We start from the raw sequence: 23,823 nt of genomic DNA, 5'->3' as shown, positions 1-23,823 counted from the left end.
TAAATATTCTATTACGCTTAATGCTTATTCCTTAATTAATCTAGTACTACGGGTTTCTCCACTATACTTGAAATTAACCATGTAAATTCCTCTTGTATAATTCTCCATAGGAATTAAAATCCGATTGATACCTTCATAAGCAACGCCTTTCAGGTTCGAAATTAACCTACCCTTCGTATCGTAAACCTCTATTGAATAATCAGCTATTATCGAAGCTAAAAATACCAGATTGGCAGCATTGATGGTTGGATTTGGAAATACAGAATACTGCAACAGGTCGTTTGAATTGTAGGTATACTCTGCAAACTTTAATGCACATGGATCAGTAGGGCACTTGAGAACATTGTTTCTTTTTGTTCCTAAACTCCAGGAGTTGTTTACTTGCAAACAATAATTGCGCATGACGGTTGGCGTGTAGCTGCTACTGCAACCCGACAATACGCTCACAGCTTGGTTATACAATTGCTGTACAGTAAGTCCGGTCATAGGTCCTGAGTCTATGAGCATTTGATACAAATAAACCGTGCTTGCCGGAGCGAAGTTTGGATCACTACTATCAAAATCAATATTTAATTTAAGAGCAGCAATCTGCGCAGCCAACGTATTATTTAAATCATTCAATGATGGATTAACAAAATTGGAAGTAAGCACTGCCGGGCTGCCGGTAGCCTGCATTACGGCTTTAACACTTGCTACATCTGTCAAGGTAATAGATTTAGCTCCCAGACATCCACCTGACTGAATCAGCAAGCCATTTGGATAAACAAGAGTAAAATTATTTTCAAAATACGTGCGTGGAAAATTAGTAGGTTGTCCGGATGTACGATAATTGGTAACAGTTCCGGTCATTAACGGAGTACAAACCGGCAAATTATTATTCACTATTCCACTGCAGGTAGTTGAGCAGTTGTTGGCATCTTTAACAGTAACCGTATACGTTGCAGCACACAAACTTGTTGCAGTAGCTGATGTTCCAAAACCATTTCCAAAGTTGTACTGATAGCTTCCTGTGCCTCCGGCACCAGCAATGCTAATGGAACCGTTGCACGGATTGGCGCAGGTATTTGCAGTTGCCGTGGCATTGCAACTTAACGCAACGGGTTCAGTAAGGGTGAAGTTAGCCTGATTAGTACATCCATTGGCAGCAGTAACCGTAACAGTATACGAACCCGTCAGAAGTCCTGCCACACTCTTTGTCGTTTTTCCATTGCTCCATAAATAACCAAAAGGCGAGCTTCCACCAGTAGGGTTTGCTGATAATGCTCCCGTGCCTCCGGCACATTTAATAGCTGATGTTTGTGCAATGGCTAGCGCAAAACCAATGTTTACATTGGTTATTGTAATCGACTTCTGCACGATACAACCCGTTATAGAATCTGTTACCTTCGACAGATAGGTGCCCCCGCATAATCCGGTTGCTGTTTGGGTAGTTTGTATCGGCACGGTATTCCATTGATAAATATAGATCGATCCACCTGTTGGTGTAACGGTAGCTGTTCCTGTGCATTGTCCTTGCTGGCAGAATGTATTATCCGTTTTAGTAACGGTTGACTGTAAGTTAAGATCAAATTTTAGTAAAACCACGCTTGCGGTAATGGTACATCCCGAAATATCTGTAACAGTTACCGTATAAGTTCCTTCACACAACTTGGTGAGCGAAGCTGTGGTTTTGCCGTTGCTCCATATATACGTGTAGCTACTGCCACCTGATGGTATGGCTGTTGCTGAACCAAAACACCCTGTGCCACAACTAACATTATTTACAAAAGTAAGGGAGCATGTGATATTGGTAGTTTGCCCACCTACACTAAATGACTTGGTTGCTGTACATCCGAAGTTATTGATTACGGTTACAGTATAGTTGCCTGCACATAAACCTGATTGATTTTTGGTGGTGCTGCCATTGCTCCAACTGTAGGTAAAGGTGTTGCCACCGGTTGCATTCATGCTAATACTGCCATTACAACCATTATTACAGGCTGTATTATTGACTGGTGTACCCGTAATGTTAATATTTACCGCACTATCAGCCACAAAAGCCGAGGTAGTCAGGGTGCATTGGTTAGCATCGGTAACTATTACAGTATACGTACCTGAACACACCGTTGCTAAATTCTTGGTAGTAGCTCCATTGCTCCAACTGTAAGTATATGGAGATTTACCGCCTGTCACAGTAATGCTGACCTTACCCGCACAATTATTACAGAAAGATTTAACAGTTGACTTAGTAATTGAAAGTGCTGTAGGCTGTGTTAGCACAACCGAAGCAGTTGCGGTACATCCAATTGCAGACGTTACTGTTACCGTATATGTTCCTTTAGTTAGGTTGCTTATAGTTGCAATAGAAGCACCATTACTCCACACGTAAGTTAATGGCGCAGTGCCCCCATTAACAGTGGCTGCAGCTGTTCCATTATTACCTCCGTTGCACAAAATATTTGTTCCGCTAACTGAAACTGTAAATGTCTCAGGCTGGTTTACAACAGCTACATTACAAGTTGATGAGCAACCGTTTGTATTAGTAACAGTAACTGTATAGTTTCCTCCACAAAGGCCAGTTGCCGTGGCATTAGTTTGTCCATTGCTCCAGGCATAGGTAAATGCTCCGTTACCTGCGGGAATAGCTGTTGCGGTTCCATTACAGTTGCCATTACATCCTGTATTTAAGGTAGAAGTAGCATTGCAACTTATGGCTGTGCTACTATCGGCAACTATTGCGCTGCACACATTGCTGCATCCACTTATATCTGTTACAATAACCGAATAGTTTCCGCTACATAATCCTGTTATTTTCTTAGTAGTAGATCCATTGCTCCATAAGTAAGCATACGAACTACCTCCGGATGGAATTGCATTTAGCTCGCCATTACAGTTTCCATTACAACCGGTGTTATTTTTTGAATTAACAGTACATGTCACATTAATGGAACTGCCCGAAACAGAGAAAGATGAAGTGGCGTTGCAACCCAAATTATTTGTTACAGTAACCGTATATACTCCTGCACATAAATTGAAAATATTCTTGGTAGTACGTCCATTGCTCCATGCATAGACAAAAGTACTACCGCCACTAACTGTAAGTTGAATGTTTCCGTTGCAACTACTACCGCAACCCGTATTATTAACAATTGACCCATTTATGACAACCGGAACGAGGCTATCAGATACTGTAGCGCCTGCTCCAGAAGCACATCCATTGACATCTGTAAGAGTTACGGTGTATGATGCAGCACATAAATTTGAAATGTTTTTAGTAGTGGCTCCATTACTCCATTGATAGGTATAAGGTGCAATACCGCCCGTTACTGCAAGGGTTACCTTGCCTTTACAATTTCCACAAATGCTTTGCGTCATGGTGCTTACTGCCATTAAAGGACCTGGCTGCGTAACATTGCAGGATGCACTTACTGTGCATCCGGTATTAGATGTTACTATTACAGTATAGGTTCCTGCTGTTATTCCGCTTAAATCCTTAGTTGTAGCTCCATTAGACCAAAGATAATTAAAAGGCGCTGTACCTCCGGTAAGAGTTGTTGCTGCACCACCATTCGAACCGCCAAAGCAAGCAACGTTTACTGCAGTGGCCGTGACATTAATATTGTCGAGGGTATTGGTTACCTGTGCCGTGCATGTTGAGGTGCAACCTGCCGCATTCGTAACTGTAGCAGTATATGTTCCTGCACATAACCCTGTGGCTGTTTGTGTGGTCTGTCCACTCGACCATGAATAACTTACAGCAGCACTGCCACTTGATGTTGCAGTTACAGTTCCGTTACAAGCACTGCCACAGTTAGAATTAGGAGTTGCGCTAGCTGAGCAACTTATGGTCGTGCCCAAATTGGCCACCGTGCCCGTGCAGGTAGACGTGCAACCTGTTACATCGGTAATGGTTACGGTAAACGTTCCTGAGCAAATTCCAGTTAGTTGAGCCGTGGTCTGACCATTAGTCCACTGATAGGTATATGAAGTACCTCCAGCAGGTAAGGCCGAAATGGAGCCATTGCAAAGTCCATTACAACCGGTATTGTCTATAACATTTGTGGTACATGAAATAGTAGTGGTTTGACCACCAACTACAAGCGTACGCTCTTTGGAACATCCGGCACTATTAGTAACGGTAACAATATAGTTTCCTTCGCAGATTCCTGAAATCTGATTGGAGGTGGCTCCGTTATTCCAAAGATATGTAAAGCCTGCTCCACCGGATGGTGTAACATTAATACTGCCATTACATGCTCCGGCACAACCGGTATTATTTATAACAACGCCCAAAATAGTGATGGCGATAATAGAGTCTCCAACATTGTAGCTAGGATTAATGGTGCATCCCCTTGAGTCGGTAATCGTGACACTGTAGGCGCCTGCACATACATTAAGATTATTTTTTGTAGTTTTTCCATTACTCCATAGATAGGTATATGGTCCCACGCCACCGGATACTGTTAGCGTAATTTTACCCGAGCAATCGCCACAAGTACTCTTTGTAATTGCCCGCATAGCAACTATTTTAGTAGGTTGTGTGATGCTTACCGATAAGGTCTGTGTACAGCCGAGTCCTGAAGTTACGGTCACCGTATATGTTCCTGCTATAAATCCCGTTGCCTGTAAATTCGTATTTCCATTTGACCATATCAATGAAAATGGGCCGGTGCCTCCACTGATGCTGGTGGTGATGCTACCATCTGAACCTCCATTACATGTTACATTTGTTTTAGTAGTTTGTATGGCAAAAGGCTCGGGGTTATTGCCAACAACTACCCCACAGAACGAAGAGCATCCGCTTACATCCGTTACCGTTATGGTATATGTTTGCGGACACAAGCCTGAGGCTGAAGCAGTTGTTTGCCCATTCGACCACAGGTACGAAAGTGCAGTACCTCCAGTTGCAGTAACCACTGCCGATCCATTGCAAGTTCCGTTGCAGATGGTATTAGGCAATGATGTTGCATTGCAGGTTATGGTAATGCCTCCATCAATAATTGAACGAACACTGCTTGCAGTGCAGCCGCTTGCATCTGTTACTATAACCGTATATGTGCCTGTGCAAATACCCGAAATCGTTTTGGAAGTAGCTCCATTGCTCCAACTATAGGTAAACTGTGTTCCTCCCTGTGTATTTGCTGTAAGCGAACCATTGCAAACCCCATTGCAACCTGTGTTGTTTATTCTTGAAACTGAAACAGTAAAGGAAGTATTCTGATTTAAAACGATTCCTGAACAAGTGCTGCTGCATCCTTTAGTATCGGTAACCGTAACGGTGTAGATGCCTCCGCATAACCCTGTGATAGCGGACGTTGTTGCACCTGTGTTCCACAAATAGGTAACTGCAGAGCTAGCAACAGCTGTAGCTGTTGCAGTACCATTGCAAACACCCTGGCAACCATCATCATTTGTTGTTGCTAGGTTACAAGTTACAACCAGACTTGAATCGGGAACAGTGACAGAAGTGATGGCAGTGCAACCACTTACATCGGTTACTAATACTGTGTAAACTCCCTGACATTGGTTTGCAATGAACGTATTGGTGGTTCCTGTGCTCCAGTTATACGTGTAAAGTGTACCGCCTAATGGTGAAATATTTATGCCTCCGTTACAAATTCCATTACATCCTGTATTTGCTTTTACAATTGGAGTTAAATTGATAGTTACCGGTGGCCCGCCTACCACTATTTGTTTGCTAACAGTACATCCTCGATTGGATGTTACCGTAACCGTATATGTGCCCCCAACTAAGCTTGAGGCAGTCGAACTAGTCTGCCCATTACTCCATAGGTAGCTATATGTGTATCCGGGCAACCCATTGGTTGGAACCACAGTAGCTGTGCCATCTATCAAATTGCAAGTTTCATCTGTTTTAGAAATTGCGGCCTTTACATCTTCAACCCAAATGGCATAGGTAAAATCCTGAACGGCAGCATCCGGGCAAAACTCATCCACTACTCTGATAGTAAACACATGAGGAGTTGAACGTACATCCGAAGTATCAGTTTGCCAGCAAAAATTACCTACCGGGCGGCTTGCGTTAGTAGCAGTAAAAGTTGAACCAGGAATAACTGAGGTTACATTGGAAGTCATTACCACGTTTTGATTTACTTCCGGGTCAATTGAATTCATAAAGTAACAGGCATTTGTGCCGGCACAAATAGTATCTTCATAAATATTGGTGCCGTTAAAACCGCTTGCAACAGGTGCAGTATTGTTAGGGCAAGGCCTAGTATAAAATTGAAAATCTCTGATAACACTTCCTATTAATATCCCATTTCGATACTCCTTGACCCGCGATGCAAGTATTCCTACTTCTATTTGTGTTGGAGTAAAATTGAGGGCGCCTGTTAAAGAGTTTAATGAAAATGGAGTGGACGAAGACATTGGACTTATAACTGTAAAAGGAGGATTTAAAGGCACATTTGCTGTCGCTGTATGTTTTGGATTAATAAGTTCATAAAACAGCGAGTCGCCTTCTGAATCATACGAACCTTGATTGTAGTTAAAGTTTTGCCCTATACAAGCTAATGCGATAGGTGGGTTTGTAAAGATTGGTGCATTATTGTTTGAAAAAATGGTATTATTTAATTTAGCTTCAATATACATACAAAAATTTCCGGCATTAATAACCGTAGTAATGGCATTGTTTCTATTACATTCTCGCCAACTAAAAGTCCAATCGGCAGCAGTATCTGGCAATGAAACGGTTACTTCGTACACCCATCTTCTTATTCCTACTGCAGTGCCACCAAGGCATGTAGGAACACCCGTAGGGCATGTAAAAGTAACTATTTCTCCATTGGGAGGAGACTTTTTGGGAGCAATAAACTCCTGATTAAATCCCTTTGAAACAGATTTAACTCGAACCAATACACCATTATCTTCTAAAATACCTAGGCAATCTCGGAAGAAAGCCACAGAAATTTTGTACTGATTGTTGCCCACCTTCTCATACCAAATATCAGCTCCGGCAGAATGAGTGGCTTGTGATTTAAATGGTATAAAAGATACCATAGAAAGGATACCAATAAATAGTAAACCGTTTTTAGTAAATAATTTTTTCATAAATAGTATAATTAAGTTAAGATAGACTGACCAGAAAAACTCATTAGAATAGGCAGGCCAAATCTATAGTAATAAATTTTTATAAAATACTCAAATATTCTATGTGATACCTTTTTGAAGGTTAACCCATGATTTGCGATTGTAAACTACCGCGAACGTTTGGGGGATAAATAAGTTATCAACACTGTTTTGTGACTTTTTAAACAAAAAAAAGTAAATTTGACTCCACATAACATTGATTATGTACACTTTACAAATATGACTTGCTAATAGACACGAACTAATTGTTAATAATTGTCATCTGCCGATTAAAATAGCAGTAAGTAAAATTAACATAATTGATCCAACTGGAAACGCTTGAAAACCAAGTCTCACCTAGTTTTTTAAAAGTGCTTTCCAATTTTAAATTATGATCGCAAGTGGGTTTATTATGTAATAAGTTTCAATTCAAAAAAATACCAATTATTGCTATTCAAGTTATATTTGCAAAAACACACATCATGAAAAAAAGTATTTTCCTATATTTCCTGTTGCCAGTATTAACCGCCTGTGTTAATCCAACTAAACAATCCAAGCATGTGCCCAAAGCTAATAACCAGGATTGGTTTATTAACCAACGCGCCTATCCGTATAATAAGGTTGATTACGGAGCTTACAAGAATGCGTTTAGTTTCTATAAACAACAATTACAAACTAATCAAATGCGCACATCAGCAGCAATGTGGAACTTAGCAGGACCGGTAAATATTGGTGGAAGATTGACTGATGTTGAAATGCATTCCTCAAGCCTTACTACGATGTACCTGTGTGCAGCAAGTGGAGGCGTATTCAAGTCAACAAATTCAGGTTCCACCTGGGCTCCCATATTTGACGGTGTGGGCAGTTTGTCCATAGGCGATTTGGCTATTGCACCATCCGACTCTAACACCTTGTATGTTGGAACCGGAGAAGCAAATGCCGGTGGAGGTTCACTTTGCTATGATGCAGATGGTTTATACAAATCGACCGATGCAGGAAACACCTGGCAAAGTATAGGGTTACAGTTAACAAGAAACACCGGAAGGCTTGCCGTTCATCCAACGAATAAGGACATCGTATATGCCGCTACTATGGGCGACTTGTTTGGTAACAATGCTGAACGTGGATTATACAAAACTGCAGATGGTGGTACAACTTGGACACAGTCGTTATACCTCAATGACAGCACCGGAGCTATTGATGTTGTTATTAATCCGGTGCATCCTGATACCGTTTATGCTTGCATGTGGACAAGGGTACGCAGGCCTGATCGAAGAAATTATGGCGGGCCCGAAAGTGGAATATATCGTAGTTTTGATGGTGGTGCCACCTGGAACAAATTAAGCAATCCCTTTGGTTCATTCGGAAATCTTGGCCGTATTGGAATCGACATTAGTAAATCAAACCCAAATATTCTATATGCTTATGTGCTGGACGATTTTGGTGCTCCTATCGGAATATTTAAAACAACTAACAATGGAAATAGTTGGATTAATGTTTCATCAAATGCCGGATTTGCCAGTGTTTGCTATTGGTACGGACGTATTAAAATAGATCCTCTCAATCCGGATGTGGTTTACCTTATTGACTTTGATGTATGGAAGACATCTGATGGTGGCAACACCTGGAATGATATTACATCCTCGCAAACACATGTGGATCAGCACGAAGTATATATTCATCCTCAAAATACGAATTTAGTTTTACTAGGTAACGATGGAGGCCTTTATACATCATATGATGGTGGCACAACTTTTACTCATAACGAAACGTTGCCTGTGACTCAGTTTTATACATGCGAAGTAGATGAACAACAACCTGACAATTATTATGGTGGCACACAAGACAATGGTACTGTTATGACACCAACTGGCAGCACCAATAACTGGACATCAATTTGGGGTGGCGATGGTTTTGTTGTAAGAGTTGATCCAACGCAACAAGGAGTATGGACAGCCGAATATCAGTATGGTGGGCTTAGTTGCGGAACTAATGGAGTAAGTTCAAATCATAAATTTAACTGGAACACCCCTTATATGCACGAACCAGGAAATCCTATGAATATGTATTTAGGTGCCAACCATATGTATAAATCGCTAGACCAAGGTGCCAACTGGTTTGAAATTAGTCCTGATTTATCAAATGGCATAGGACCTAGCGCCTATCCAATTGTTTATGCCACCATTACAACACTTGATGTAGCGGCATCTGATCCAAATGTAATATATGCAGGAACTGATGATGGCAATGTCCATATAACTACTAATGGAGGCCTGTCATGGACAAAAATTTCGAATTCTCTGCCTGTACGTTGGATTACAAGGGTGGCAGTTGATCCGCGCAATGCACTCGATTGCTACGTTACGCTATCAGGTTACCGCTATCACGATAATATGAGTCACATTTATCACACTACAGATGGCGGTGCCAGTTGGATTGATATACAAGGCAACTTGCCTGATATGCCAATAAATGCGCTTATAATTGATACGATGCTCAACCAGATATATATTGGCAGTGATGTTGGTGTGTATCATGCCGCTATCAATCAATGGTCTAATTGGAATGTTTTAGGTAGCGGCTTGCCCGCTGCTCCTGTCACTGACTTACGCCTACATTATCCTACCCATAGCCTCACTGCTGCCACGTATGGACGAAGCATGTATAATATGAGTTTAAGCACAACAGGTTTATCTCCATCTTCCTCTATGGCGACAAATCCGTTTACAGTAAGTGCTTTTGCCAACGCGACAAACTCTAATGTAACTCTTACTGTATATGCTGATAAAGAAATGATTATTGATTATAAAATAGTTGACCTAAAAGGCAAGACAGTCGCTGCATATGTAAATCGAAAAATTGACAAGGGCAACAATGAGATACAACTTTCTTTAAACGAAAATGTTGCTAGCGGCAAATATATAGCCACTGTAACTAATTACAGCCTGCAAAGGTCTGTTCCATTTGTTTTGATAAAGTAACGAGCAAGTTAAAACTCTACAACCACACCTATACTTGGTATTAAGGTGCCACTTGTGTTGTCTAGTAGCCGTGGAATATACGAATCGGGATTGTTTGCACTGGTTAATGGATTATCATTAACATCCCTTTCTATGGCAATTAAAGGTGGTTGAAAGGTTTGAGCATTTGTTACATTCTGTATATCAATAAATACATTGAGCAACCATTTACTGAAATTATATTTTTTATCGAGGCGAACATCCAGTTGATAAAATAGTGGTAGTCTGTTTGCGTTATAACGTGACTTATCAAGAATGCCATTGCCACTGATATCGTAATTAGCTTTTAATACGGTAGCATTCACATCAAAAGGAGTGTAAGGAAGTCCGCTATTTAATCTCAGTTTAGCACCAAATTGAATATTTCTTTTAAAGATTTTTCCAGCCGTAGCGCTAACCAAATGCACTGCATCCCAGGATGAAGGCACAAATACATTACTTAAATTCTGAAACTCGCTGCGCACAAGTGTGTAAGCTAAAAGGCAATAAAAATTATTTCGCAGCTTTTGCTGATATAGAAATTCAACTCCATAGCTTCTTCCTTGATTATTGCTTGCCATAGGTGCATCACCTACCACACCGAAATCACTTCCCTGGTTAGCAAGCGATATGCTGTCGCGTAAGTTGAAGGGATAATTATTATATGACTTATAAAAACCCTCAATCGTAATTTTTGCATCGCGCATGGTGTTGTATTCTAAACCCAACACCTGATGAATACATGTTATATACTCAAGATCGATATTAACTAATTCACCTTTCTCATTTCGCACACCCAGCGAAGTGTATGGTGGCAGTTGGTTATAAACTCCCGAATTAGCATTGATACTCCAGCGTTCGTTTAATGAATAAGCCAGAGAAATTCGAGGTGATAATTGCTTAAGCGGATTATTCATCTTGCTATTAAATGTGCTGCCATCGGCTCTTAAACCTGCACTTAAAATAAGTTTGTTTTCGAGAAAATTTTTGCTCGCCTGCGCAAACCCACTATACTTATAAAATTGTAATTCACTTTGATTACTAAATTCGCCAATGAAGGGAAATTTTTGCTTAATAAAATTGTAATACCTGGCATCTTCAAATCCAAAACCGGTATTTATTTTAAATCCCTTTACGCGTGTGGTATTCTCAACTCTAACCTTGTTTTCAATTTCATACGAATCATATTTAAAAGTCAAATTTGATTGGCTGCTTTCATCATTATTCAAATATTTAATAGCAGTATTATTAAGATGGCTGCGACTAACCACCACTGTATAATAACTGTTTTCTCTGAAATGCCTGTATCGTGCGCCAATGGTATAGTTCCATTGGGTGCTGCGTGGAATTGATTTTAAAATAATTTTTTGCGCATCTGTTTCATTCGCTTCAAGGTTAAGCGAAACTATATCGTAAGCACCGATGCCTATTACATCAATTATATCTTTCGAAGAAAGCCTTGCCTCGGCTTTGAATTGAAAATCGTCATACTTAGGCAAGAAGGGCAAGCCCAATGCCGAAAATAAAAACTGCAAATAAGATCTACGATAGCCAGCAATAATTCCCACTTTTTCGAAATAGGAGTTTCGACTGTTGCTGCAAAATCTGTTGCACCTAACGTTAAGGTATAAGCAGGTTTATCTTGTCGCGCATCCTTGTATTCAAACTCGAGGGTGCTGCTCAATGCATTTCCTCTATTTGCAGGAAAGGCTCCGGAATAAAGTTTCACTTCACGAATAAAATCTACATTAATCATTCCAACAGGCCCCCCTGATGCACCTTGTGTTGTAAAATGATTAATAACCGGAATTTCTATTCCATTAAGAAAAAAGCGATTCTCATTTGGCGATCCTCCTCTAACTATTAAATCATTTCGGAAACTGCTGCTTACCTGAACTCCGGGCAACGATTGCACAACGCGCGAAATATCGCGATTGCCACCCGGATTGCGTTTAATTTCGGTTACACCTATACTGCGCAGGCTTACAGGACTTTCATCGGTTTTATTAAAAGTTTGAGCCGTGACTTCAATTTCTTTTAATTCTGTGTTTCCTGACTCTAACTCGATTATCAAAAATGTTGATTTAGCATTTTTTACCTCTACCTCATACATTGTTCTGGTGCGGAAGCCTACTGACGAGGCTACAATATTATATACGCCATATGATAAACCAGACAGGGAGTAATTCCCATTCTCGTCAGTAGTGGCACCTTTGGTAGTGCCCTCTATAGCAACACTTGCAAAAGGAACAGGTTCCTTATTTAGCACGTTTACTACCCTACCTGCGATAACACCATTTTGTGCATGTGATAACATAGAGCAAATAAGCGACAAGCATACGCTAAACAGTAACGACTTCATAAGTTGATTTTTTAAGTAGCCAAAGTTAAACAATCGGTACATCAATTTGTTTCACATTCATTGAAGAAATCTATTATTATATTTTCGCAATTTCATTATCCTGCTTTTGCGTAATGCTGACATAGCAAAAGTTAATTTTATCTCAACACAATAGCCATTTGCCTAAAGCGTAATTTACCTAATACAACTTTATAACGTACCTGATTTTAAAAGATAAAGCTTTAGCCTCATCTATTTTTTGCCTTCAAAAAAAAGGTTTTTCGATTTATTGGTTTCTAATAAAATAACCAGTTAAAAATCATAGTTCATATCAGCATGTCAACTTTACCCCCGCTAACGTATGATTAATATTTTTAAGCACTGCTTTATGCTGACAACCGGCAACTGTTGTGTTTCCGCTATTTTGATCATGATAGTATAAGGTTATGGTAACATCTGCTCAAAAAAAACATTGCGATCATCCTTTTAGCGATAGCTTACATATGCATACGATATTTTTATATTTAGTTCGATAGCACACTATTTCTGATTGATTATAAAAAGTCGAATATAAAAACGATTCTCTTTTGTTTTCTTTGCCAAATGAAAAATACAATTTCGTTTATCGCCTTCCTGTTGTCAACTTTTTGTCTGATGAGCTGTAATGCACAAACATTAGCCAAAGAGCCTATAGCCATTTCTGAAAGTCAGGTGTTACCAGGGGCATATTCTATAAAGGAATATATAACCATGCTACGTGAAAAAAAAGTAGCTGTAGTAGCCAATCATACTTCGCTTATCAATCAAACACATTTGGTTGACACTTTGCTTACGTACAAAATAAATATTGTAAAAATTTTTGCCCCCGAACATGGATTTAGGGGCATGGCACAAGCCGGAGAAAAAGTAAACACCTCTAAAGATGAAACAACAGGGCTTCCAATCATATCATTATACGGAAAGCATTTAAAGCCAACTATGGATGAAATGAAAGATATCGATATCATCATTTTTGATATTCAGGATGTAGGTATTCGTTTTTATACCTACATATCCACATTGCAATATGTGATGGAAGCATGCGCTGAAGCCGGCAAAATGTGTTTGGTACTTGACAGGCCAAATCCTAACGGATTTTATATTGATGGGCCGGTGTTAAATCCTGAAATGAAATCTTTTGTTGGTATGCAACCAATTCCGGTAGTATATGGAATGACCATTGGGGAATACGCAGTGATGATAAATAACGAAGGGTGGCTTCAGGATTCGTTGCGATGTATACTAAAAGTTTTTCCGTGCAAAAATTATACGCACAGCACTCGCTATGCGTTGCCGGTTGCGCCATCGCCAAATCTTCGAAGCGAAGAAGCCGTTTTGCTGTATCCCTCAATCTGTTTTTTTGAAGGTACACCAATAAGCCTTGGCCGTGGCACCGAAAAGCCATTTACCATCATTGGTTTTCCGGCATATGCCGATAAAAATTTTTCGTTTAAGCCGAAATCGAAATCAAAAAATTATGCACCCCCTTATCAAGATACGCTTTGTTATGGGGTTAATCTTGTTAATCAGGCCTGGGCCATTCGTGAGCAAAAACAACTTAACTTAACCTGGCTGATAGATATGTTTAATGCTTATCCGGATAAAGAAAAATTCTTCTGGCCTTTTTTTGACAAGCTAGCCGGAACAAGCAAGTTAAAAGAGCAAATCAAACAAGGGCTTACAGCAAAAGATATTAGCCTTACATGGAAACCGGAATTAGAAAATTTTAAAAACATCAGAAAGAAATATTTGATGTATGGAGAATAGTTCAACGCTAAAAAACCGGAAGATGAAATCCCAAACCTGCTAGTGTAAACTCTTTTTAAGTTACATTTAAATTATGCAATTCTGCCTTTAGTATAATTCTATACATTTGCTCCAAAAAATAATAATATGATAAAGATTACGCTGGGGCAAAAATATTCGCAAGGCAATGTGCTGATATTTACGAATGAAAAAAATGAGTTTGATGCTTCTTACTTCAACAAAGAAGAACTTAGCTATATTAAGAGAGAGCATGATGCAAAACGCAAAACGGTATTGATTAATCAATACCATCGTTGGGTAATAATTCAACAGAAAAGTGGAAAAGATGCCTCTAAGCTTGAACAGCTGCGCAAAGCCGGTGATGTAATTGCCGCCCATTTAAATAAACACCAACAAACCAATCTTTCAATTATCAGCAACAAAGCGGATGAGCAATCGCTTGCTATAGCCGAAGGCATAGCCTTAGGCAACTATCAATTTATAGTTTATAGAAAAGAAAATAACACTGAATTAAACAGTTTGAAAAATGTCATTATTTGTAACTCGAAATTAAACACTTCAGAGGTTGCAGAAAAAAACATTTTGGCCGAAGCGGTTTATCGAGTGCGTGATTTAGTAAACACACCAACCAGTCATCAAAATGCAAAAGACCTAGCCAACTCTTTTGCAGTCATGGGCAAAGAATCTGGTTTTAAGACTGAGATATTTAATAAGGCAAAAATTAAAGCACTCAAAATGGGAGGACTGTTGGCAGTAAATGCAGGGAGTGTTGATGAACCCACTTTTACCACAATGGAATACAAACCTGCAAAACCAAGTAATAAAAAACCATATGTACTGGTAGGCAAAGGTGTTGTTTATGATACAGGAGGGCTAAGTATAAAACCAACAGGCAATAGCATGGATTATATGAAATGCGATATGGCTGGCAGTGCAGTAGTTGCAGGCACTATGTATGCAATTGCAAAAATGAAACTTCCTATACATATAATAGGACTTACACCCGCTACAGATAATCGCCCGGGGTTTAATGCCTTTGCACCCGGTGATGTAATTCATATGATGAGCGGCACTAGCGTAGAGATGTTGAATAGCGATGCAGAAGGACGTATGATTTTAGCCGATGCTTTGCATTATGCAAAGCAATATAATCCGGAACTTGTTTGTGAGTTTAGCACACTTACCGGTGCTGCTGCCGCTGCCATTGGGCATTATGGTATTGTGTGTATGGGCACCGCTAATGAAAAAATCAAAAACGGGTTGAAGCAGAGTGGCGACAACACGTATGAGCGATTGGTTGAATTTCCTTTTTGGGAGGAGTATGATGAGTTATTAAAAAGTGATATAGCTGATTGTAAAAATATTGGAGGGGCTAATGCAGGAGCGATTACTGCAGGCAGATTCCTGCAAAAGTTTACCGATTACCCATATATGCATTTCGATATTGCTGGCCCAGCTTTTGTAAAAACCCGCGATAGCTATCGCGGCAAAGATGCGACTGGTATAGGAGTTAGGCTCATGGTTGATTTTCTGTCGAAGAAAGCAGGCAAAAAATAGCAGGCAACAACTATTTTGAAATTGTTTTTATAACAGTACCTTATTCATCCGGAGCTTTGTTTTCTGAAGTTCCGGGCTTGATAGATTTTTTTACTCTTTCGGCAAACGATTTAGCCGGTTTAAATGCCGGAATAAAATGTTCGGGAATTTCTATCGAGGTGTTTCTGGTGATAATACGACCTATTTTGGCTGCTCGTTTTTTGGCAATAAAACTTCCAAATCCGCGCAGGTATACATTATCATTTTGTGAAATTGAATTTTTAACTGTTTTCATAAAAGCTTCAACCGTGTTTAGCACTATTAAACGATCGATTCCGGTCTTTGCCGAAATCTCATTTACCAAGTCTGCCTTTGTCATAAGTATTTCGTTTTAAATTAATTGCGCAAATTACTACATAAATTTGGGTACTATGAAAACTTTCGCATAAAAGGAGGTTATCAATTTCAACTCAACCCTTATGCTGTTCCTACCTAATGCTAGTTCTTACCCACTTGCAAGGATGATTATTCCTTAGCTTATAATTTCTTTTTCAGAAATGATTTATATTCTTGCAACCCCTAACAAAGTTGTACTTGAAAAAAGAAGAAATAATAAAGCTGCAAAAAAGGCTTGCCAATTGGTATCAACTCAATAAAAGAGAGCTACCATGGCGCAGCACTTCAAATCCATATTTTATTTGGTTGTCAGAAATTATTTTACAGCAAACACGGGTGCAGCAAGGTTTACCCTACTATCTTCGGTTTGTAGAAAGTTTTAGTACGATTGCTGAATTTGCCGATGCCACGGAACAGGAGATTTTAAAATTATGGCAAGGCCTTGGATACTACTCCCGGGCACGCAACATGCTAGCAACTGCAAGGCAACTGGTAACTGAACATGGAAGTAAATTTCCCAATACCTATGAAGGCTTGCTAAAGCTTAAGGGGATAGGTGACTATACTGCTTCTGCTATTGGTTCCATTTCCTTTAATCTTCCGTGCGCAGTATTAGATGGCAATGTATTTCGGGTACTGTCACGATTATATAACGCTGCCATACCAATAGACAGTAATGAAGGAAAGAAATTTTTTTCGGCAAAAGCCAATGAACTGCTTGACATTAAAAAACCGGGCGCACACAATCAGGCGATGATGGAACTTGGCGCCACTATCTGCACACCGGTAAACCCGTTATGCAGCAATTGCCCGCTATCCTTGCATTGCAGGGCTTTTATAAAATCAACGGTAGAAGACCTACCGGTGAAGTCACTAAAAACAAAAGTTCGAAACAGGCATGTTTACTACTTTATTTTGAAGTCGAAGCATCACATGATTATTACTAAAAGAACAGGAAATGACATCTGGAAAGGCTTGTATGATTTTCCTTCTGTTGAACTAGTGAATAACAAGAAAAAAGTAATTCAAGTGGCTGAGGAATTCCTTGTTACGCATCGGTTAAAAAATTGCAGTATAGAAAAAATTTCAACGGGCAGAAAACATATTTTGTCGCATCAACGGTTGTTTGCAACTTTTATATTAATAAGTTGTAAACGTATTGTTGCCTCCACATTTCCGCACAGCCTTGCAATTTCGATAAAAGAATTTGAAAACTATCCTGTACCAAAACTGATAGAAAATATGACCGGGTGGATTTTTGAATAAAATATAAAATCAGCCACCTGCTTGCACAACACTAATCAAAGGTGTAAGCCTGCATTTTTTTTTAAACAATCAAATCTAACATTTTGTAACATTGCAATGTTAAACAAAAAACAAAATGAGTTTACAAGATAAAATAAATGCAGACCTAAAGCAGGCCATGCTATCGAAAAACGCAGCAGCGTTGCGCGCATTGCGCGCTATTAAATCAGCATTATTGTTAGCCAATACAAGTGGAGGCGCAGCACTTACCGATGTTGATGAGCTAAAACTATTGCAAAAGCTGGTAAAGCAAAGGCAAGACTCTATTGAAATATACAAACAGCAAAACCGCGAAGACCTTGCCGTGAGCGAGATTGAAGAAATTGCTGTGATAGAGAATTACCTTCCTGCCATGCTAAGTGCCGATGAAGTTAAAATTCAATTGAAAGAAATAATCAGTCAAGCAGGCGCCACTTCACCTGCTGATATGGGCAAAGTAATGGGTGCAGCCACCAAACACTTTGCAGGCAAGGCAGACAACAAACTTGTTTCGCACTTGGTGAAAGAGCTGCTAAGTGGCAGCTAATACATTTCAAAAAAATCCTGCAAAAAAGAAAAGCAGTCCCTTTGGACTGCTTTTCTTTTTTGGGATACCTCTTAAACAGACGCTTAATTAATATACTAATAACTTTCTACGTGTTTCGCCACGTGAGTTAGTAACTATAACTGTATATGCTCCCTTTGCGTAGTTGCTTAAATCAAATTCTTTTCGGAATAAACCGCTAACAGATACAAATTGCTGCTCGGCCACTTTTCTTCCTTCGGCATTCAATATTTCAACTTTATAATCATCAGCCTTTGCCTCAAATGAAACAGTAAACAATCCTTCGGTTGGATTTGGGAATAAGTTGAAAGCATTTAACCCCGCTTCGTTTAGTGATGCACTGCTGCATGTGTCAAGCGCAATGCAGGCGGTACGCGCTGTATTACATACAATTTCAGTAAGTACCCAATTGTAGAAGAAATAATAATATCCTGGAAGTCCGGCATTGCTACCTGTAACATTTACTGAGTTGCCTACATAAGGATAAACAGCACCTGCGCTATTGCGGAATAGGTTAACCAGGCCGCGACACTTTATAAAATATCCGTTTCCGGGATATATAGGAAGGTTTAGTGTTACCGTTACAGGAGTAAACTGACTTGAGCTGGCGGGTATGAATACGGTGGTATCTATGTAGGTATTGCCTTTAGAATCTAGAATCTCAATGGTTCTATTAGCTGCTTCTCCAGAGTATACATCAACCGTATTAAGAATTACCGGATTAATCACATCAAAATATAATCCTCTTATATCGTTGGCCGTAAAATATGCACCAGCACCAATACCGTTGGAACCTTCGCCTGTATAGTCCTGACTACCTGCCGGAAATTCTTCGTCAACATAAAATGTTTTTGTTCCATTAATATTTGGCGAATAGGCACTTCCTGTAGCTACCATGTTTCCTCCTCCTGGAGCATCCCACCAACGCAATGTGCCAAGGCCTGTTCCTGTTGCAGAAAGATTTGCTACCGCAGGCCCACAAACTGTGGCTCCTGATGTAGCTGGTGCACCATAGGGACTGTTGCTGATATTGATGTATGATGTATACGTAATACTATCGGTGCCGTTGGCATTAATGGCTACAAGTTTTGCTTCGTACACTCCGGGTGTGTTATAGTACACGGTTGGATTCTGATTATTAGAAGTACCGGGGTTGCCTCCGGCAAAAGTCCAATTCCATGAAGTTGGTTGCCCTGATGATAAGTCAGAATAATTAATTGCTGCACCTGCACACGAAATAGTTTTATCTGCCGAGAAATAAGCAATGGGGGCATACGTTCCTGCAACATAAGGAGCAGATTCCCATAATCCGCGGCCGTAAGTACTAACACGAACAGCACCAGTGGGGTAAAAAATATTTATTTGGGTAACAATTACTGTTGGTAAACCGGACGAAAAATTTTGCCATACACTAAGAGATGCATCTTTATAAAATACGCCTATATCGGTGCCGATATATACAGCATCATTACTGCCGTTTACATAGGTTACACAGTTAACCGGAACATTAGGTATGGAAGCACTAAGATTAATCCATGTTGCACCTTGATCGTTTGTTTGAAACACTTTGTTCTTGTTGCTATAACCTGAATAGGTAATCCACGCTTTGCTTGGATCGGTATCGCTGCAAGCGATACCCGTTATATTACCTCCGGGTGCACTGGTGATTTGTGTCCATGTGGTGCCTGCATTGCTTGTTACATAAAGTGCTCCGGCTTTTGCACACCATACCACATCGCTATTTGCTTTAGATACTGCAATAGCATTCATAGTACCTGTATTGGTAAAAGTACTCCTCTTAGTCCAGGTAACACCTCCATTGGTACTCCTAAACATATTTACAAATCCTGCCCAAATTGTATTTGGTGTGTTAGGATCTTCGAGCCATGGAGTAACCCATGCACCTGTTTCAGAAATTCCGGTAATAAAGTTCCATGTGTTGCCACCATTGGTTGATCGGTTTAATGAGCCATCATATTGTGAACCCCACATATTATTATCATTTCCATGGCTTATGAAACAAAGCATTCCATCGCCACCCATTGTTTGCCCCCAACTTCCGTCATACAAATTTGTTCCGTTATCCTGCCAGCCTTGAATGTATAAATTAGCATTAGATGCCGACTGACCAAATCCGTACATTTGTGATATCTGAATGGTATTGTGCAATCTTGAATAAGAGCTACCATTATTGGTGGTACGATAAACTCCTCCATCATTAGCAACATAATAAGTTGTGGCATCAACAAAAATAACATCATGAAAGTCAACATGCATAGTACCGATGGCACTGCTGAAAGAACTTCCTCCATTGGTACTGCGGATAAACCCTGTTTGCCCTCCTATTACAACTTCTTGTGCATTGGTTGGAGATACCGCTATGCATAGGTCATACCATTGCTGAGTTCCTAATCCACTTGGAGTTCCATTTTTTGTAAAACTTGTTCCGCTGTTTGATGATTTATAATACCCCTCGGTACCATAGTTTGGTGCAGGCAAGCCCACAATCATGTATACCATATTTGGATCGGCAGGAGTTACTGCAATAGCCATGCGGCTAACATTGGCCACTGCAGGCAGACCCGAAGTTATTTTAGACCATGTAGCACCATTATCTGTCGACTTGTAAAATTCGCCTCCGCAAGCATATACTGTATTTGCATCTCCCGGCTTAAACTCGGCATCTTTAAACGAACCGGCTTGCACCATATTAAATGTTGCACCTGCATCGGTACTGCGCCACATGCCACCACTGGTAGCTACTATCAGGTTATTTGTATTGGTTGGGTCAAGTAATATCTTGCTCATCATTCGCACATTTCCCGGAGAAAAAGAAAGGCCTGTAGTATTCCAGGTTAATCCACCATCAACGCTCTTTAAAACGCCAATTGAGTAGTTGTCTCCGGCATCGCCATCACCGGTTGCCATATACATGGTATTGGTGTTATTAGGATCAATAGCTAAATCGGTACACCCTATGACCTGATTTAAGTCATCAGTATTGGTTGCCCATGTAACTCCATTATCTGTAGATTTCCATAAGCCTCCTGATGGAGAACCAACATAAATGGTGCTTGAATTGCCAGGATCTAAACGCACAAAGTTCAAACGCCCTGCACCACTAAGGTTGGCGGCATTGGCAGGACCAAGAAATGTCCAGTTGCCAATAGACTTTGAGGTAGGATTTTGCTCAAATTGTTGTCTTTCTTTCCATACAGTAGCAGGATCAAACTCTCCGTTGGGGCCAACACGTGGCTCCATAAACCACTCCCAACGTTTGAAAATTTTATAACCGGGGATATTTTTTAATGCCTCACACTTTCGATACGGCAATTGTGCTGTTCGCATCATCTGTTGCTCTTCGCGAAGCTCTTTTAATGCATCTGCATTTTGGGTATAAAATGCTTTTTGTACATCCTTGAAATTGGAATTAGGATCATGCATCATCTTTACCCAATCTTGCGCATAACATACACTGTATATGCTCAATACTGCTATAGTAAAAAGCAGCTTCAAATAGTTAAATTTGTTTTTCATTTGATTAATGTTCTGTTTTTAAAGATTATTTTTTTTGTGGAGATGCCAAATGTAAAAAAATATCCATTCCAAATAATTCAGATAACCAAGTAAGATCAACAAAAAAGGCAGCCCATCAGGAGCTGCCATTTCGTATCGAATCAAGTTTAAAACCAGTTATAAGTTCCGAATTTCTTTTATCAACCCGGCAATGGTAACAGGCCTTACTTCCACCGGCACAGAGGTGTCATCCTTCACCTGTAAATCAACCTTTGCATAAACCGGAGAGTTGTTTTTATCAACCCCAATAGCTACAATAGTTACCAGTTTACCTTTAGGCAATTTTGCTGTATAATCTCCATTGTTTAAATACATGGCAAGGTTACTGCCAATATCTTTAACAATTGCATATACAACTTTATCACGTGCATCAAAATCAGGAATGGTAATAGTGCGCATCGCGTTTTCAGGTTCGGTATAAAATCGGTCGCAGTTAATCCAGCCGGTCTGACCAATTTCGGCAGTATAGTACATAGAATAATTACTCGCGTCAACTTTGCCCGAAGCTAAATCCTTATCAATTTGGTCTGACATTGCTTGCTCGTAATCAATAGCAGGAGCATTAGCGATAATTGCATTTTCCTTGTATTCTGTCATCATGTTTTCCATTTCTGCAATAAACTGATTGCTTGCTTGCTTATTAGTAATCCTTGCATCCTGATTATAAACTGCAATTAACGAATCTTCAAAATCGAAACGAATAATTACATCATCATGCAGACTACTGAAAACACCTCCCGATATCAGGTTGCGAACAGCGTTAATTGGTGCAGATCTCAACCTGCCTGTTCTGCTCAGAACAATCACATCCTGCTTGGCCTGTTCAAATCGTTTTATCATTTTTTCTTCCATTAGTGCAAGGCGGAACTTTTTGTAAAGTTCATATTGCTTGTTTACCATAAGTCTGTAAGCTGCCATCTGCTCATTGTAAGCTTTAAGGCTTACCTTATAGGAAGCTGTGTGAGCTTGGTACTGCAACAATGCCACTCCATAATTTACATTTGCTTCTTCTGCAGCAGCAAATTCCCGCGCATATTTTTTATTTACCCACGCAAGCTTCTGTTGCTTAGTCATAAATATCCTCCTATACCATGGTAACCTATCCATAAATCCATCTACATTTATACTTGAAGGTTTTACTGGCCTATGCATCAATGAAGGAGGTATTGGCGGAATAGGAAGTTGAAATGCATAGTTAGTAACATCTGCTCGCAAACGTGGCGATACCTTCCACTGATTTAATTGCTCTTCATTTACTTTAATATAAGGTTGTGGTTTTTGTTGAGAATTTACCACAGCAAAGTCTTGCCTGGTATTAGTCCATTGTATCATGCCGTTAGGCAGTGGGTTGGCGGCATACACACTCATACCACTTTGCAAATTGGTATTCGCAATATCAACTTTGTAACTCTTCCCTTTTTTTAATCTGAGCAATTGCTCACCATCGAAAGCCTCCATTTTAAACATTCCACCTGACTCTAGCATTCCATCGGCACTTTGTGTTTGCAGATTATTTACAATGGCATTCTGCACATTTTTAATTTCGCGAACGTCAATCCTAATTTGATTGCGATGCAAGGGCGTGCCATTTTCATATTCAAAACTATTTGCGGCCATCGCAAACCGGGTACCTTTGCCGGCCAATATATTTATTGGCTTTGACGCATCTACATAAAAACTTTGCATTGTATCAGCATCTAAGCTTTTTATTAATTCTGCTGTGGTGCTAAAATCATAGAAGCGCACCATAATCTCAACCCTTCGGTTTTAGATTTTCCTTCATCGGTTACATTGGGCAATACCGGCTTTTTCTCGCTGTAAGAAAACTCCGTGATTACATAAGGGCTAACACCTTGTTGGATTAATGCTTGCGTAATACATTTTGCCCGGTTTTGTGCGAGTGCAGTATTATACTGCACCGTACCAACGGCATCAGTATGCCCCGAAATAGTAATCTCATAATATTTTGTTGCGCCTTTTAATTCGCCTGCAAATCTTAACAGGCGCTCTTGCTCGTTAAGTGCTAGTTCTGCCTTATCGGTTTCGAAATAAAGCAAAAAGGAAACTTCGTTGTGTGCTGCTTGTGTTGCATAAATCCAACAGGACAATGCAACTGTTAAAATTGATTTTGACATGGGTTAAGTATTGAAATTAACTACTAATACGTAAAAGCATGTTTCAATAGTATAAAAAGCTAAAAGTTTAACGTATGTTAAAACTGAAATTTGCAGTTTATGCTAGCAAGTTAGAGG

At 39.8% G+C, this 23,823-nt stretch carries 10 protein-coding genes and 1 pseudogene; 5 read left to right on the top strand and 6 right to left on the bottom strand.

Features of this window, described 5'->3' with window-relative positions:
* Positions 1 to 24 precede the first annotated feature (24 nt).
* A complete protein-coding gene (locus IPO27_17855; GenBank protein MBK8848295.1) occupies positions 25 to 7,050 on the bottom strand; it encodes a T9SS type A sorting domain-containing protein in 7,026 nt (2,341 codons plus the stop codon).
* Between the two features lie 500 nt (positions 7,051 to 7,550).
* Here IPO27_17855 and IPO27_17850 point away from each other — a divergent pair, with 500 nt between their 5' ends.
* On the top strand, positions 7,551 to 10,049 hold the full coding sequence (locus IPO27_17850) for a hypothetical protein (GenBank protein MBK8848294.1): 2,499 nt from the start codon (positions 7,551 to 7,553) through the stop codon (positions 10,047 to 10,049).
* 8 nt (positions 10,050 to 10,057) lie between these two features.
* Here the strand turns inward: IPO27_17850 and IPO27_17845 are convergent.
* Positions 10,058 to 12,429: pseudogene (locus IPO27_17845) on the bottom strand (TonB-dependent receptor).
* A 582-nt stretch (positions 12,430 to 13,011) separates the two neighbouring features.
* Here IPO27_17845 and IPO27_17840 point away from each other — a divergent pair.
* Positions 13,012 to 14,214, top strand: a complete 1,203-nt coding sequence (locus IPO27_17840; GenBank protein ID MBK8848293.1) for a DUF1343 domain-containing protein — start codon at positions 13,012 to 13,014, stop codon at positions 14,212 to 14,214.
* A gap of 126 nt (positions 14,215 to 14,340) precedes the next feature.
* Positions 14,341 to 15,771: a leucyl aminopeptidase gene (locus tag IPO27_17835; GenBank protein MBK8848292.1), complete on the top strand. Its 1,431-nt coding sequence runs from the start codon at positions 14,341 to 14,343 to the stop codon at positions 15,769 to 15,771.
* Between the two features lie 40 nt (positions 15,772 to 15,811).
* Here the strand turns inward: IPO27_17835 and IPO27_17830 are convergent, their stop codons facing one another.
* Complete coding sequence (locus IPO27_17830) at positions 15,812 to 16,129, bottom strand: integration host factor subunit beta (protein ID MBK8848291.1); 318 nt, start codon at positions 16,127 to 16,129, stop codon at positions 15,812 to 15,814.
* Between the two features lie 233 nt (positions 16,130 to 16,362).
* Here IPO27_17830 and mutY point away from each other — a divergent pair, with 233 nt between their 5' ends.
* Both mutY and IPO27_17820 read left to right on the top strand, forming a co-directional pair.
* Positions 16,363 to 17,412 carry an A/G-specific adenine glycosylase gene (mutY, locus tag IPO27_17825; GenBank protein ID MBK8848290.1) on the top strand — a complete coding sequence of 350 codons (1,050 nt, stop codon included), beginning with the start codon at positions 16,363 to 16,365 and terminating at the stop codon, positions 17,410 to 17,412.
* Positions 17,413 to 17,527: 115 nt separating this feature from the next.
* Positions 17,528 to 17,977 (top strand): GatB/YqeY domain-containing protein, encoded by a 450-nt coding sequence (locus tag IPO27_17820; protein ID MBK8848289.1) that lies wholly within the window; start codon positions 17,528 to 17,530, stop codon positions 17,975 to 17,977.
* An 87-nt stretch (positions 17,978 to 18,064) separates the two neighbouring features.
* On the opposite strand, the gene IPO27_17815 is transcribed toward IPO27_17820, so the two are convergent.
* From IPO27_17815 to IPO27_17805, 3 genes are all read right to left on the bottom strand, one after another.
* Complete coding sequence (locus tag IPO27_17815) at positions 18,065 to 21,532, bottom strand: PKD domain-containing protein (GenBank protein MBK8848288.1); 3,468 nt, start codon at positions 21,530 to 21,532, stop codon at positions 18,065 to 18,067.
* Between the two features lie 156 nt (positions 21,533 to 21,688).
* Positions 21,689 to 23,320: a hypothetical protein gene (locus IPO27_17810; GenBank protein ID MBK8848287.1), complete on the bottom strand. Its 1,632-nt coding sequence runs from the start codon at positions 23,318 to 23,320 to the stop codon at positions 21,689 to 21,691.
* Complete coding sequence (locus IPO27_17805) at positions 23,281 to 23,706, bottom strand: OmpA family protein (protein ID MBK8848286.1); 426 nt, start codon at positions 23,704 to 23,706, stop codon at positions 23,281 to 23,283. Before IPO27_17805 ends, IPO27_17810 begins: the two co-directional genes overlap by 40 nt.
* Positions 23,707 to 23,823: the final 117 nt, after the last annotated feature.

The sequence above is a fragment of the Bacteroidota bacterium genome, assembly GCA_016714535.1.
Taxonomy (GTDB): domain Bacteria; phylum Bacteroidota; class Bacteroidia; order AKYH767-A; family OLB10; genus JADKFV01.
The sequence above is the reverse complement of the archived record's forward strand: the minus strand, read 5'-3'. Positions and strand labels throughout refer to the sequence as shown.